This is a genomic window from Vibrio sp. VP6, assembly GCF_028823755.1.
GTDB classification, from domain to species: Bacteria; Pseudomonadota; Gammaproteobacteria; order Enterobacterales; family Vibrionaceae; genus Vibrio; species Vibrio parahaemolyticus.
In genome coordinates this window covers 30,749-44,840 of sequence record NZ_JAPEID010000022.1, presented here as the reverse complement: position 1 = coordinate 44,840, position 14,092 = coordinate 30,749, and the positions used below count along the sequence as shown (strand labels likewise).

The window sequence follows — 14,092 nt, the reverse complement described above, 5'->3', positions numbered from 1 at the left end:
GAACATCGACACTCTTTCACTGAGTGCGGGTAAAAAGCAGTTATCTCTATATCGACGGCATAGGGTATTTCTTGAATCAATTTGTACCAATTTGACGCAGATATTCTGAATCAAAAGTTGGAACTCATGATAGGAGAAAACGGGCCTGTTTTTGCCGCCAAGATTGTTTCTTAAATAGCAAAGCAAAAAACAGACCGTATAACTAGATTAAAATGTAGGATAGGCCGCGTTATTTACATTGAAGATCGTCATTACGTGTAGATAGGTGCTTATACGCGGCCATTCTGTTCGCGTCTTGAACGAAGCGAACCGGCGGTTCGAGTACTTCTAACTGATAATCTGGGCTGTTTGTACTGATTTCCGACGTTGGATTAACCACCACCACTTTAAGTTCAGGGTTGCGTTGTAAAATGGATGCTGCGGTACCTAAACCTGCTTCTGTATGAAATTTCCCCGCGACATGAACAACTTGAGCATTTGGGTTTTGAGCGAGGTATTTCACAATCGACTCCGCCATGGTTTCGTCCCACGTTACTTGTGCGGCGTATTGCTTTTCAGTTTGCTCTGGCTTGCCATGATGCATGGATGCCATGAACTTTTCTTTATATGGACTGTTCGCGGTATTGACGTTTTCAGCCACAAAGCTGCGCTCTTCATCATCTAATTTATTCAGGTAATCAACACCTTGACGACCAATACAGCGGACGATGTATTTGGGTGCATTTGCGGCGATAACAGGTAAGTTGGCTTGCTTGGCGAACTCAACGAGTGGGCGGTAATCGCTTTCATAGTTTGGCCACGCATTGCTTTGTGACATGAAGTATTGTTCACCGATTTCGCCTTTTAGATAAGCGTCTAGCACCGATTGCTTGTCACGCGTGACTTGCTCCATAGATAAGGCAATACGGCGTTCGCCAGAAGAAAGCTGCCTCAGTAGATCGGTTTGGAAGCGATGAATACCAGCATGAGTGTGCCACTCTCCAACCAAGATCACGTCAGCGTTTTTTAACTCATCTGGCAGGTTCTGCAAAGCAAGGGCGTTGCCAGAAGGAGAATGCAGTTGGTAATCGTAAAAGGTGGTGACGTCTGTTGAAGAAAGGGCCGATGTGGTTGGCGTGGTAGAAACACACCCTGAAAGTACGCTTGCAAATGCAAGGCCTAAAATAGAAAAGCGCATTGAAAAGCCTCCAAAAATGTCCGAGTGATATTAATGGAGGCTGAGCTATGAATCAATGTGAATGAGAATGATTTTTGTTATTCTCTATTAATTCTCTTATTGAACTGGCTTTTTGCGGTAAACGCGTAGCATGAAGTCGGCCTCACACTGGAAAAGTGTAGCGGACTTTAGCTCTTCACGAAGTTCATCCGTCGCCTTCCAAGCAAATGGAGTCATTTGCAACAAATCAAATGCAACACCATTTTCTAAGTCCATGGTGTAGTTCAGCTTTTGTTGATGCTCTAGCTCAAAGCCTTCAATGTTCTCTGGTTCTTCATTGTGTAAGCGAACTTCTTGATAGATGCGTTCGCGGAACTGGTAAAGGTGACGACCAGCGGGCGTTACCGTGATCACCACGCCGTTGTCTTTGATGACGCGTTGCAACTCTTCTGCTTTGCATGGCGCGTAAATACGCAAAATCGCATCCAGTGATTGGTCTGCAAACGGCAAGCGATGGCTAGACGCTACACTAAATTGGCAGTTTGGGTAGCGCTTAGAAGCGTAACGAATGGCCACTTTAGAAATATCCAAACCAAAAACAGTGGCTTGTGGATCTTGTTCGAAGAGAGATTGCTGCACTTGATCGGTGTAATAACCTTCACCACAACCGATATCCAGTAATTGGTGTGTCGTACCTTCTGTGTATTTCGCACATAGTCGAGCCACTTCTTGACGCATTGGATCGTAGTGGTTTCCTTCGAGAAAACGGCGGCGAGCTTGCATCATTTCTTTGTTGTCACCTGGATCTTTCGAACGTTTGTGGTGCGCAGGCATCAGATTCACATAACCTTCTTTTGCTAGGTCGAACTGATGATTGTTTTCACACTTAAACGTCTTTTCAGTCAGCGAAAGTGGTTGGTGACATAGAGGGCATTGATAGTTCATGACGATCTCGAACAGAAAGTAGGGCGGCAAATTCTATCAAAAAGCGTGGCTTTAAGTGAAACAAAAAGAGCCGAGATCTTCGGCTCTTTAGGTTCTTGAGTGCCTCTTACACGTTTTGAACAATGATAAGAGGAGAAGGGCAAGGGATTAATGGAAGAAGTCCACTTGCTCTTTTAAATTTCTCGCTTGTTGCTGTAACTCGATCGCACTTTGTGATGTTTTCGCGCTGATGTTACGGCTCTCTCGGTTTAGCTCACTGATTGAATGCGCGTTGGCTGCAATTTCTTGTGAAACTTGAGCTTGTTCTTCCGAGGTCGCGGCAATGGCATCAGCTTGAGAGGCGATAGATTGTACCTGAACGGCAATCGCTTCGAGTGCGGTGCCTGCGTCTTGCGCTTTGTCTAGCACCTGATTCGCACTGCGTTGGCTGTCAGTCATCATGGTTACGGCATTTTGTGTTGAGCCTTTTAGCTTCTCGATAATTCCAACTACGTCTTGCACTGAGCTTTGCGTACGGTGCGCTAATGTGCGAACTTCATCCGCGACCACAGCAAACCCACGGCCTTGCTCACCGGCACGTGCCGCTTCAATTGCTGCGTTGAGAGCGAGTAGGTTGGTCTGCTCGGCAATTTCGTCGATCATTCTTGTGACGGTTTGGATACTTTCACTGTCACGGTTGACTTGTTCGATGGCTTCGGCTGATTGATCCAATTGATCATTCAACTGCGCCACGTCGACACATACGCCTTCAACAATCGTCAAACCAGATTGGCTATCTAAGTTCGCTGAGCGGACATTCTCAGCAATGCTTTCTACTTGCTGCGCCACCGATTGAGCGGAAGAGGCCATCTCTTCGATCGCTGTTACGACTTGCTCAACTTCTTCTTGCTGACGATCCGCTTGGGTTAAGTTGCTATGAGCATCGCTTGCTACACTGGTCGAGTTACTTTCGACTAAATCGCTGGTAGAACGAATCTGGCCAACTAACTCATTCAGTTGATTTGCCATGCTTGCAACGCCGTTATTCAAATTCACAATCTCATTTTTCGAACGTTTACGAGACGACGGAATTTGTAAGCTGACTTCACCATTAGCTAGGCGCGTCATGTAAGAGTTCAACACTGTTAGAGGCTGTAAGCTGCGGTTTAAGAACAGAGTGAGCACAACAAAAGTGATGCTCGCTGCTACCGAAGAAATGATGGCTATCAGTTTAAGTAGCGTGTCGCTGCCTTTGGTCACTTCTTTGATGAATGTACCGCCCAGTAGTTTCCAGTTCCAGCCGGGTACTTCGGTGAACACTAAGTATTTTTCACCGACGGTTGAGCCGTATTGGAATGGGTAGCGGATCAGACCACTCTTTTGTTCGAAAATCTTATGGAAAGGCTTGTTACCATCGTAATCACGAACTTCTACGATTGAAGGATCGGTAGCGCTCTTAGTCGGGTGGAGTAAGTACTTACCAAGATTGTTTTTGTCGTTATCGACAATGATGGTGTAGCCTGTGTCGCCCCACTTAATCTCTTCTAGTGCATCAAACAGAGTTTGTGTGGCTTGGTCTACTGGCAAACCGATAAATGACAAGCCAGATACGTTACCGTTAGCGTCTTTGATTGGCGCGTAATAGGTAATGTAGCGTTCACCATATAGTTTGATTTGCGCGTAGTAAGGTTTTCCGCTCTTTAAGAGTTGGTAACCAGGATGGTTGCGTCCAAGAGTCGTGCCTACTGCACGCTTACCTTGCGGATCTTTTAACGATGTTGAAACGCGAATGAAGTCATCACCAAGTGGTGCAAATAATGTTGCGATTGCTCCGGTATCACGTGTGAAGCTGTCGACCAGCTTTGTGTCGTTAATCAAACTTTCGCTGTATTGCGTGATATTTGGTACTTCATGGCCCATGAAGTCTACCGTGTAGTTTTCTACATAAACGCCTGCAAGGTAACCATTGCGAAAAGTTGATTCGAGTACTTGAGCAGTATGAAGGTAAGCATCGAACTGACCGGCAATGGTTTTTGCCATCGACTCGACTTTGGATTGATGTTCTCTCAACGTACTTTCTAGCAGCACGCCAGATGCGTTTCGATAAACGAGCGCAGCAATGCTGGAAAAGGCAATTACTAGGCACAAAGTGATGACTAGCTTTAGTTGAAAGCCAACACTTTGATTTCTGTACTTTTCTAACATGGAATGTCTTCCTGATATATTTATAACTTATGAGTTTTGTATCGGCATGCTATCGGTTTATATGAATAATTTTTTTGATATCTATTAATTAAATTGTCAAAAAACTCAGATAACCAATGAGTTAGTTAGAAAGTGACCGAGGAAGAACGGAAATGATTTCAAAAAAAGGCCGGATGAGCCGGCCTAGGAAGATTATTGTGCAGCAATCACTGTCACGAGCTCGTAGCTCTCGCCTGGCTCAAGAGTTTTGCCTTCTTCAATACTTGGCGCATGAAGGGCCGATTCCACACACAGCATGGTTTCATAGCCATTGTCAGCCATGTCTCCCATCCCTTGTGCACCTTCCGCCCACGGGTTCCATAGTACTGCGGAGTTGTGGCCGCGGTTCGCTACGCTCAACGTACGGTTAAGCACAGGGTCTTTCACTAAAATTTGAGCTTCTGGTTGCGTGTATACGCGATCGATGGTGTCAGTCAGTTGAAGAACCTCACCACCCTGACACACTTCGCTATTTTTCAAGCTGTCGATGTACTCATTGCCCATACCTGTTGTTTGCGCTTGTTTGATATCGCCCACGTTTAGGTAAGTATGTAATGCGCCTGAGAACGTCCAAGCTTCATCATCGATATTAAGAACTTTCAGCGTTACTTTGAGTTCGTCACCCACTTCGACAAGAAGACGCGCATCAAACATGTGTGGCCAAATTTGATGTGTTTCTTCGGTTGGGAACAGTGCCAACTCGACGATGACACCATTTTCATTTTCGCGGTGCTCAACTAATTCCCATTCGGATGTACGCGCAAAGCCATGAGCTGGTGCAGCAATACGGCCAAACCAAGGCCAACAAACAGGAATGCCACCACGTAATGCTGCTTTGCCATCAAAAATGGCTTTTTCGCTCATCCAGATCAAGTCTTCTTGACCTTGTGGTGCGTACGAGACTACATGACCGCCGTGTAAAGCAATACCTGCTGTCGCTTTGTCATGAATAATACGAACGATCTTTACGTTATCGATTTCGACAACAGTTACGTTGTCTGAAAGAACAGTTAGAGGAGGAAGAGTTTTTAAATCCATGTGCTTGTTTCCTACACTGGGGAAGAGGTAGATTTCGGCGCACTTCTCAGTATTTATGAAAGTACGTCTGAGATTTTTCTCAAATTCCAGATACAAAAAAGGCGACTATCAAGCCGCCTCTTTTTCAACTCAGTTAAGAGCTAATCACGATTTCTAATTACTTAGAGATGTGTGCGATTAGGTCTAGAACTTTGTTTGAGTAACCGATTTCGTTGTCGTACCAAGATACAACTTTAACGAAGTTATCAGTTAGAGCGATACCAGCTTTAGCATCGAATACTGAAGTTTGAACTTCACCGATGAAGTCTTGAGAAACAACTTGGTCTTCAGTGTAGCCTAGAACGCCTTTTAGTTCGCCTTCAGAAGCTTCTTTCATTGCTGCACAGATAGCTTCGTAAGATGCGCCTTCTTTTAGGTTAACTGTTAGGTCAACTACAGAAACGTTAGCTGTTGGTACGCGGAAAGCCATACCAGTTAGTTTGCCGTTTAGTTCTGGAAGAACAACGCCTACAGCTTTAGCAGCACCAGTTGAAGATGGGATGATGTTTTGAGAAGCACCACGACCACCGCGCCAGTCTTTAGCAGAAGGACCGTCTACAGTTTTTTGAGTTGCTGTAGTAGCGTGAACTGTAGTCATAAGACCAGATTCGATACCGAACTTGTCGTTAAGAACTTTAGCGATAGGCGCTAGACAGTTAGTAGTACAAGAAGCGTTAGAAACGATGTCTTGACCAGCGTAAGTAGCGTGGTTAACGCCCATTACGAACATTGGAGTAGCGTCTTTTGAAGGACCAGTTAGAACAACTTTCTTCGCACCAGCTTCGATGTGCTTACGTGCAGTCTCGTCAGTTAGGAAAAGACCAGTTGCTTCTGCTACAACGTCAACACCGATTTCGTCCCATTTAAGGTCAGCTGGGTTGCGCTCTGCAGTAACACGTACAGTTTTACCGTTAACGATTAGGTTACCGCCTTCAACTTCAACAGTACCGTTGAAACGGCCGTGAGTTGAGTCGTACTTAAGCATGTATGCCATGTATTCTACGTCGATAAGGTCGTTAATACCTACAACTTCGATGTCTGCGCGCTCTTGCGCTGCACGGAATACGAAACGACCGATACGGCCAAAACCGTTAATACCTACTTTGATAGTCATTATAGTTGCTCCACAACTTAATTTCTGATTAAAGATAACTGGTAGTAAAATTACAGAATCCAGTAAACATCTGCAACAGATAATCGGACTTAACTTGTTTAAAGTCAAAAAAAAGCGACGCTTTTTTTAACAATTCTTCGCAAATGTTCGTTTTTTAAACTTTTACTGAATCTTCTGTAGTCCAGTTGGCGTAATATAACTTGCGAGATAAGTACTCGTATCAAATTCATTACACATGGTGTCCTGGTGAGAAAGTATGTGCTACAACTGTTACGAGAAGCAAGTTTTTTGCTAAAAAAGTCAATGCCCAAAATAGTAAAGAAGGAACCGAAATTCGTGGAACAAAGCGGAAAAAAAGTAACGAAGTCTGATGAACAGTGGCGTGAGCAGTTATCTGACGAAGAGTTCCGTGTCTGTCGAGAGCAAGGTACAGAGCCGCCGTTCAGTGGTAAGTTACTGCATAATAAAGAGACGGGCGTTTACGCTTGTACGTGCTGTAATGCCCCTCTATTTATCTCGGATAACAAGTACGACTCTGGTTGTGGATGGCCGAGTTTTGATGCACCTCTTAATAATGAAGCAATACGCTATTTGGAAGATCTAAGTCACGGAATGGTTCGCACGGAGATTCGTTGTGCGAGCTGTGATAGCCATTTGGGTCACGTTTTTGAAGACGGTCCGAAGACCACTGGCGAGCGTTATTGTGTAAATTCGGTGTCGTTAATTTTCAACAAATCTGACGAATAATGACATTTTTGCTGTTAAGAGTGTTTTATCCTTTCATCGTACCGTTAGACCACTCATAATCACCAGCAATAGGAAAAAAACTCCCGGCTAAGCGGGAGTTTTTTGTTTACATGTCTTTAGGGATCATATCGGGCGAGTAACTGCCTTTGCGTATTGCCTTTGCAATCGTATCGGCCAACTCATCTAACTTTTCGTGTTGGTTCGGATCCTCGAAGTGGTACATACGCTGCAACTGCTTTTCATCTGCTAAAGGCACATCAAATCGTTTGGCAACCATCGCCCATAAGTACGCCTGCTTTTTCTCGCCTAAACCTTGGTTAATGCTTGCCAGTGATTTAAGTATCACAGGGTTTAGGTTGTCTTTGTTTGACAGAGCCAAAGCATTATTGAGCAAGACTAGCGTTTTTTTTGCGTCTCTATTGGTATAGAAAGTGGCTAAGGCATACTGCATTTCTGCAGTATTTAACTGGGGTGTGCCTTCCATTTGTAAAAATTGGCGACGTGCTTGTGTATCGCCCGTTTGTGACCAAAGAAAATAGAGTGTCTCTGGTTGTTGAGAACCTTTCAGTTCTTCGACGATACGCTTGAGTTCATCTATGCTGTGTACCAAGGCATTAAAGCGTTGCCTTTTTAGCTCACTTTGATCGATAGGAGTGATCTGAGACGCGAGCTCCAAACATTTGCGATAATCAGCAACGATGCTGTATTCGGTAATTTGGTTTGCTTCTGATGGGTTTTTCAGTAGCTCAAAACGGTGCCAAATTAACTTGGTTCTAGGAATTCGACATTGGCCGTCATCCATATTGAGGTTTTCACAACGGAGCTCTGGCGTTTTTTGACACAACTCTTCTGTTGTAACGTTGCCTTCAAAACAGCCCGTCAAAGTAAGGGTAGTGAGGCTGGCGAGTAACCAGTATGTTTTTTTCATGGTTTTGCTTGTGATCCGTTACACCAATTCATTTTCGTGTTCTTGACTCAGTTTCTTAACCCGTTATGTTCTGTAAATAGAATGTAATAAGAAGGTACATTATGGACGCAGAACAACTATTAAAAGCGATAACTCCAGAAGTTTATGATCGTTTGGTTTATGCAGTAGAAACGGGAAGATGGCCTGAGGGTACAACACTTTCTAGAGAGCAGCGAGATTCGTGTATGCAAGCTGTGATGTTGTATCAATCAAAACACAATACCGAGGCGCAACATATGACGGTTGCGGCTGGTGGTGAAATCAGTTTTAAGTCTAAACAGGAACTGAAAAAACAGTTCAATACCGATGAAAGTGACATTGTTCGTGTAAACCCGAATCTCGATTGATTCTGTCACTTCATGCCAAAGTAAAAAGCCCAATCAATATTGGGCTTTTTTTATATTCGAAGCATTGTTAGAGATTCGAAGAAGCGCTTACAGGCTCATTTCGCCACGCAGTACTTCCTGCATTTTCTCTTTTACTTCTTCGTAAGACAGGTTTTGGCTCAATAAGAAATGCAGTTTTGCGAGCGCCGCTTCTGGCGTCATATCGTAACCGCTAATTACGCCTGCATCTGCCAACGCACAGCCTGTTGCATAACCGCCCATGTTGACTTTACCAGCCAAACATTGAGTCAGGTTGACCACAATAACACCACGCTCAGAGGCTTCTTTAAGATGGCCTAGTAGTTCTGGGTTTTGCGGAGCGTTACCCACACCAAAGGTAAGCAAAATCATTGCATTCACTGGCTGAAGCAAGGTATTGCGGATAACTTCATGCGAAATACCCGGATACATTGTGATCACACCGATTGGTTGAGGAGTAATGTTGTGAACTTTGAATTCACCTTCAGGTTGCGCGTTCACCTTGATGCTGTTGCTAATCTGAATGTTGATGCCCGCTTCCAACAGTGGCGGCAAGTTTGGTGACGTAAATGCATTAAAGCCGTCAGCATGAGATTTTGTGCTGCGGTTGCCACGCATCAACTGATTGTTGAAGAATAAGGTGACTTCGTTGATTGGGTAGTTTGCTGCGATGTGCAGAGCATTTAGTAAGTTTGCTTGACCATCAGAGCGCAGTTCAGCCAAAGGAATTTGAGAACCAGTAACGATAACTGGCTTACCTAGGTTTTCTAGCATGAAAGACAAAGCCGACGCGGTGTAAGCCATCGTGTCAGTGCCGTGCAGAATAACGAAACCATCGTACTTGTCGTAGTTGTCACGAATGTCATCAGCGATTTGTTGCCAGTCTGCTGGTGTCATATCTGATGAGTCGATAAGAGGATCATATTCGTGGATAGTGTATTCCGGCATCTCTGGACGGTGAAATTCCGGCATGCTGGCAAGCTGTTTTTCCATAAAGCCAGCGATAGGAACGTAACCGTGATCCGATTTTAGCATACCGATGGTGCCACCGGTGTAAGCGATGTAGATGTGTTTTCTAGTCATCGTTTTTTCTTTCATGTAGGGGAACAGAGGCGGGATTATATACCTAAATAACCTTGAGATGCGAGGCTCGGCGCACAGCATATGAAAGTCATCTGAGGAGATGTTGAGCTCAATAAAAAAGGGCATCTCACGTAGAGATGCCCTTTGTGTTTCTTACTGAAAATCTACTGTACTTGGCAGTTCAAACAGAAAGCGTATTGTCCTTTCGGATCGTTAAAGCTTTGAAGCAGACTTGCATCTTGTTCGAACTGTTGAGCCACAGGTTGAAGGCTCTTTGGCAGAAGGCTTGTTGCGTCAACACCAAGGGATACTTTTACCTGATTCATGAATTCTTGTAGGAATAGTTCTGTTGGTGACAATGGCTCTTCAACCCAGTAAATACCGTAATCTGTCACGTTTGCCAGCTTCGCAGCTAACTCAACGGCATCATCGAAGTCACCCATTTGGTCAACAAGACCGAATGATAAGGCATCTTGACCTGTCCAAACTCGGCCTTGCGCGACTTTGTCTACCTCTTCTACCGTCATATCTCGGTTTGAACCAACCAAAGAGATAAAGCGTTTGTAGCCATGCTCAATGCCTAATTGGAACGCTTGAGACGCGCCTTCAGACAAGCCAGTTGTAATGCCGTCGCCAGAAAACGGTGACGTGCCAACGCCGTCGGTGTTGATACCAAGTTTGCTGAAGCCTTTTTCGAACGTCGTAATAACGCTGAAGATACCAATAGAACCCGTCAGTGTTGTTGGTTGCGCGACGATTTTATCTGCGCTCATTGAAATCCAGTAACCGCCAGAGGCCGCTAAGCTCGACATCGAAACTACAACAGGTTTGCCTGCTTTTTTTAGCGCTTCCACTTCGTTGCGAATCACTTCTGACGCAAACGCACTGCCACCAGGGCTGTCTACGCGAAGCACGACTGCTTTTACCTTCTCATCGTTACGCGCTTGACGCAGTAGACTTGCAACCGTGTCACCGCCTACTGTTCCACGAGGTTGCTGACCATCCATGATGGCGCCACTTGCAACAACAACGGCAATATCATGGTTTGCGAGTGTGTAGTCTGGGCGAATCGTCGCTAGGTAGTCGTAATAACTGATGGCGTTGTAGCTGTCTTTACCATCGCTACCAAATTCTTTGGCGAATAAGGTACGAATATCTTGGCGTGTCGCCAATTCATCAACTAATCCCATTTTGACTGCCAATTGCGCCAAATCACCATCCACAGATTTCATCTCGGTAAGCAGTTCTTCCATCGTTGGGTTTAGCACTTTGGCGTTGATGTTGCGGTTAGTTGTCACGTCATCGACAAATGCGCTCCACAACTGAGTGACCCAGCGCGTGGCAGACTCTTTTGCCGCATCCGACATGTCGTCACGAATAAACGGTTCGATAGCCGATTTGTAAGTACCGACTCGGAAAACGTGAGTGGATACGTCTAACTTCTCTAGCAGAGTTTTGTAGTACATAGAATAAGCGCTGTAGCCCTTAATCAGCACGCCACCATCAGGCGCCATGTACACTTTATCGGCGTAGCTTGCTAAGTAATATTGGCTTTGATTGTAGAAGTCACCCACCGCGTAAACTGGCTTACCTGATGCCTTAAACTCGTTTAACGCTTTAGCAATGTAACGAAGTTTAGTTAAGTTCGTTTCTGGCAGATCGCGCAGTGCCAATACCAAGCCAGAGACTTTGGCATCGTCTTTTGCGTAGCGAATGGTGTCCACGATATCGAACAAAACGTTCTCTTTTGGCATCTCGTTACCTAAAAGAGAACCTGCAACTGAGTCCATTGGATTGACATAACGACGCTGTTCCACGATGGGACCAGAAAGGTTCATAACCAAAGCAGATTCTTTCTCGATAACAGGTCGTCCTTCGCCAGTGTAGGTAAACGCAAAGTAAAACACGGCGATCATCAAAAGGAAGATCAGGTTTGCCAACGCGAGTCTGATAAAGGTGATGCTTTTCCATATCCCCTTAAATATCAAACCAATAAATTTGAAGAGTTTTTTCATCTTGTCTCCATAACGAGATAGTCTTTCCCTAATCTTACAAAGTATGGGTTCTTATCTCTAAGATCTCAAAAGATAACATTTTTTTAGCTTATCACGCTCACTCAACAATTGGCATATTTTCGCGCGAGATTGATCGGTGTTACAAAAATGTAAACGCCTGTTTGATTTTTTGGTTTTCCGGACGTAGTCTGGTCAGACCATGATAATAAAAATGGATGTTTAGTGATGTCTGCCATGTACCCTAATTTATTAAAACCACTGGACTTAGGTTTTACACAATTACGAAACCGAGTCCTGATGGGATCAATGCACACAGGTCTAGAAGAGCACAAGGAAGGATTGCAAAAGCTCGCCGCGTTTTATGAAGAGCGCGCGAAAGGTGGCGTCGGGCTTATCGTGACCGGCGGTTTTTCACCGAATTTACGCGGTCGTTTGCACCCGTTAAGTGCGGAGTTTAGTAAGCCAAAACACGCAAAGGCGCACCGAGTAGTTACCGATGCCGTGCACAAGCATGGTGGCAAAATTGCACTACAGATTTTACATGCTGGGCGTTACGCGATGCACCCGTTTGCGCAGAGCGCCTCTGGCATTAAAGCGCCGATCGCGAAGTTTGCGCCGAGTGAAATGAGCGAGCGTCAGATCAAAAAGACCATCGATGCATTTGCCAACAGCGCTGAACTCGCTCAACTTGCCGGTTATGACGGCGTGGAATTAATGGGCTCAGAAGGTTATTTAATCAATCAATTCCTTTGTAAGCGCACCAATATGCGATATGACGATTGGGGCGGCAGTTACAAAAAACGCATGCGCTTCCCGTTGGAGATAGTGAAAGCTGTACGTAAAGCGGTGGGTGAGAAGTTCATCATCATTTTCCGTCTTTCGATGCTGGATCTCGTCGAGCAGGGCAGCACGTTCGAAGATGTGATTGAATTAGCCAAAGGATTGGAAGACGCGGGCGTCACCATTATCAACACTGGTATTGGTTGGCATGAAGCACGTATTCCGACCATTGCAACGCAAGTACCTCGCGGTGCATTTACATGGGTAACCGAGAAGGTGAAACCGCACGTTTCTGTGCCAATCGTCACCTGTAACCGAATTAACACTCCTGATGAAGCAGAGCGAATCCTTGCTTCTGGTCAGGCGGATATGGTGTCAATGGCTCGCCCGTTCTTGGCGGATCCATACTTTGTCGCGAAGGCAGAACAAGAGAAAGCGCAGTTTATTAATACTTGTATCGGTTGCAACCAAGCGTGTCTGGACAACGTATTTAAAGGTAAGCGCGCTAGTTGTCTCGTCAATCCACTTGCCTGTTACGAAACAGAAATTGTGGTTGAACCAACGTTCAAGAAGAAAAATATTGCCGTTGTAGGCGCAGGCCCTGCTGGTTTAGCTTGTGCGACGACTTTAGCTGAACGTGGTCATAAAGTTGATCTGTTTGAAAAGAACGACCGAATTGGTGGGCAATTCCGCTTAGCGATGCAAATCCCAGGTAAAGAAGAATTCAGAGAAACGATTCGCTACTTTGCCAACCGAATTGATGAAACGGGTGTAAATCTGCATTTGTCTACGGAAGCGAACTACGATTTGCTGACAGAGTACGATGAGGTTGTGATGGCTTCTGGTGTTGAACCGCGTAAGGTCAATATCGAAGGTATTGATAATGCAGAAAAAGTGGTGGATTACCAAACGCTGATTCGTGACAAAACGCCGGTCGGTGAAAAAATCGCCATTGTTGGTGCTGGTGGTATTGGTGTTGATGTTGCAACAATGATTACCGAGCCAGCAGGGCAAACGTTGGATGATTGGCTGCATGAATGGGGCATTGATAAAGAAATGTCGCAACCAGGTGGACTGTACCCATACCCAGACGCGGTGAGTGACAAAGAAGTGTGGGTGCTTCAGCGTCGCAAAGGTCGTGTTGGTAAAGGACCGGGTAAAACGACAGGGTGGATCCATAAACGCACATTAGAAAAACGCGGAGTGCATCTACTTGGTGGCGTGTCTTATGACAAAATTGATGACAACGGTTTACACATTCATGTAGATGGTAAGGCGCAGCTTTTAGAGGCTGATAAAGTCGTTATTTGTGCGGGACAGGAATCAGTACGTCCGTTTGAAGACAAGTGGTCTGAACTTGGTGAAAAACTGCATATCATCGGTGGCGCTGATCATGCCGGTGAGTTGGATGCAGTGCGTGCAATTCGCCAAGGCGTAAAACTTGCTGTGAAGCTATAACATCGAGCTTTATATGACTCAAAAGCTGCGTGTGATGCGCAGCTTTTTTGTTTCTGTCACTCTCGGTTTGTGTGAATCATCACGATAATCCCTAAAAAACAGATTGTTATTCGAGTGAGAGGATTATGCTAAAGTGAGCAGCAAAGAAAATAACAGTTAGAT

11 protein-coding genes are annotated in these 14,092 nt (G+C 45.0%); 3 read left to right on the top strand and 8 right to left on the bottom strand.

Going from position 1 to position 14,092, the window contains the following annotated elements:
• Positions 1–229: 229 nt before the first annotated feature.
• From OU793_RS14800 to gap, 5 genes are all read right to left on the bottom strand, one after another.
• Complete coding sequence (locus tag OU793_RS14800; protein WP_005460090.1) at positions 230–1,177, bottom strand: ChaN family lipoprotein; 948 nt, start codon at positions 1,175–1,177, stop codon at positions 230–232.
• 96 nt (positions 1,178–1,273) lie between these two features.
• Entirely contained in the window at positions 1,274–2,101 is an 828-nt protein-coding gene (gene rlmA / locus OU793_RS14795; RefSeq protein WP_021454422.1) for a 23S rRNA (guanine(745)-N(1))-methyltransferase, read from the bottom strand.
• A 147-nt stretch (positions 2,102–2,248) separates the two neighbouring features.
• On the bottom strand, positions 2,249–4,285 hold the full coding sequence (locus OU793_RS14790; RefSeq protein WP_140103476.1) for a methyl-accepting chemotaxis protein: 2,037 nt from the start codon (positions 4,283–4,285) through the stop codon (positions 2,249–2,251).
• Positions 4,286–4,477: 192 nt separating this feature from the next.
• Entirely contained in the window at positions 4,478–5,362 is an 885-nt protein-coding gene (locus OU793_RS14785) for a D-hexose-6-phosphate mutarotase (protein ID WP_005460080.1), read from the bottom strand.
• 157 nt (positions 5,363–5,519) lie between these two features.
• Complete coding sequence (gap, locus tag OU793_RS14780) at positions 5,520–6,515, bottom strand: type I glyceraldehyde-3-phosphate dehydrogenase (protein ID WP_005479552.1); 996 nt, start codon at positions 6,513–6,515, stop codon at positions 5,520–5,522.
• A 303-nt stretch (positions 6,516–6,818) separates the two neighbouring features.
• Between gap and msrB the strand changes: the two genes are divergently transcribed.
• On the top strand, positions 6,819–7,262 hold the full coding sequence (gene msrB, locus OU793_RS14775) for a peptide-methionine (R)-S-oxide reductase MsrB (RefSeq protein WP_011106032.1): 444 nt from the start codon (positions 6,819–6,821) through the stop codon (positions 7,260–7,262).
• Between the two features lie 106 nt (positions 7,263–7,368).
• Here the strand turns inward: msrB and OU793_RS14770 are convergent, their stop codons facing one another.
• Entirely contained in the window at positions 7,369–8,190 is an 822-nt protein-coding gene (locus OU793_RS14770; protein ID WP_025516132.1) for a DUF2989 domain-containing protein, read from the bottom strand.
• Between the two features lie 101 nt (positions 8,191–8,291).
• On the opposite strand from OU793_RS14770, the gene OU793_RS14765 reads away from it, so the two are divergent.
• Complete coding sequence (locus OU793_RS14765) at positions 8,292–8,576, top strand: YeaC family protein (protein WP_005461780.1); 285 nt, start codon at positions 8,292–8,294, stop codon at positions 8,574–8,576.
• 87 nt (positions 8,577–8,663) lie between these two features.
• Here OU793_RS14765 and ansA read toward each other — a convergent pair whose 3' ends face one another.
• Positions 8,664–9,677 (bottom strand): asparaginase, encoded by a 1,014-nt coding sequence (gene ansA, locus OU793_RS14760; protein WP_005479567.1) that lies wholly within the window; start codon positions 9,675–9,677, stop codon positions 8,664–8,666.
• A gap of 164 nt (positions 9,678–9,841) precedes the next feature.
• Positions 9,842–11,692 (bottom strand): signal peptide peptidase SppA, encoded by a 1,851-nt coding sequence (sppA, locus tag OU793_RS14755; protein WP_005494455.1) that lies wholly within the window; start codon positions 11,690–11,692, stop codon positions 9,842–9,844.
• 225 nt (positions 11,693–11,917) lie between these two features.
• Here sppA and OU793_RS14750 point away from each other — a divergent pair, with 225 nt between their 5' ends.
• The gene (locus OU793_RS14750; RefSeq protein ID WP_025535494.1) at positions 11,918–13,930 is read left to right on the top strand and encodes an NADPH-dependent 2,4-dienoyl-CoA reductase; all 2,013 of its coding nucleotides are present in this window, start codon (positions 11,918–11,920) and stop codon (positions 13,928–13,930) included.
• The last annotated feature ends 162 nt before the right edge of the window (positions 13,931–14,092 follow it).

Coding starts and splice junctions, on each gene's coding strand:
- OU793_RS14800 (WP_005460090.1), bottom strand. CDS start 1,177: ATGCGCTTTTCTATTTTAGGCCTTGCATTTGCAAGCGTACTTTCAGGG.
- rlmA (WP_021454422.1), bottom strand. CDS start 2,101: ATGAACTATCAATGCCCTCTATGTCACCAACCACTTTCGCTGACTGAA.
- OU793_RS14790 (WP_140103476.1), bottom strand. CDS start 4,285: ATGTTAGAAAAGTACAGAAATCAAAGTGTTGGCTTTCAACTAAAGCTA.
- OU793_RS14785 (WP_005460080.1), bottom strand. CDS start 5,362: ATGGATTTAAAAACTCTTCCTCCTCTAACTGTTCTTTCAGACAACGTA.
- gap (WP_005479552.1), bottom strand. CDS start 6,515: ATGACTATCAAAGTAGGTATTAACGGTTTTGGCCGTATCGGTCGTTTC.
- msrB (WP_011106032.1), top strand. CDS start 6,819: ATGCCCAAAATAGTAAAGAAGGAACCGAAATTCGTGGAACAAAGCGGA.
- OU793_RS14770 (WP_025516132.1), bottom strand. CDS start 8,190: ATGAAAAAAACATACTGGTTACTCGCCAGCCTCACTACCCTTACTTTG.
- OU793_RS14765 (WP_005461780.1), top strand. CDS start 8,292: ATGGACGCAGAACAACTATTAAAAGCGATAACTCCAGAAGTTTATGAT.
- ansA (WP_005479567.1), bottom strand. CDS start 9,677: ATGACTAGAAAACACATCTACATCGCTTACACCGGTGGCACCATCGGT.
- sppA (WP_005494455.1), bottom strand. CDS start 11,692: ATGAAAAAACTCTTCAAATTTATTGGTTTGATATTTAAGGGGATATGG.
- OU793_RS14750 (WP_025535494.1), top strand. CDS start 11,918: ATGTCTGCCATGTACCCTAATTTATTAAAACCACTGGACTTAGGTTTT.